General features: G+C 58.4%; 1 pseudogene. It reads left to right on the top strand.

Annotated elements, in window-relative coordinates:
- Positions 1-519: pseudogene (locus ACYJRZ_RS31960) on the top strand (IS5 family transposase); the annotation flags it as partial.

Here is a 519-nt window from a genome sequence, read left to right on the forward strand (position 1 = left end):
ACGAGCAAATGGCTCGTCTTCAGCCCTATTTCCCCAAGAGCCATGGCCGCCAGCGTGTCGATGATCGGCGTGTGCTGAGCGGCATCATTTTCGTCAATCGCAACGGGCTCCGGTGGTGCGATGCGCCGAAGGAATATGGCCCGGCGAAAACGCTGTATAACCGCTGGAAATGCTGGAGCGACAAGGGCATCTTTATCCAGATGATGGACGGCCTGGCTGTGCCTGAAGCTGCAGAACACCAGACCGTCATGATTGATGCAACCTATCCCAAGGCCCACCGCACGGCTTCGAGCCTGCGGGTAAGAAAGGGGGCGCGGGTCGCCTGATTGGACGCACGAAAGGCGGGATGAACACCAAGCTTCATGCCGTGACGGATGCGAGTGGTCGCCCGATCAGTTTCTTCATAACGGCCGGTCAAATCAGCGATTACACCGGTGCTGCCGCCTTGCTTGATGAACTTCCCAAGGCCAAATGGCTACTGGCCGACCGTGGCTATGATGCCGACTGGTATCGTGACGC

The organism is Rhizobium sp. No.120 (genome assembly GCF_054558365.1).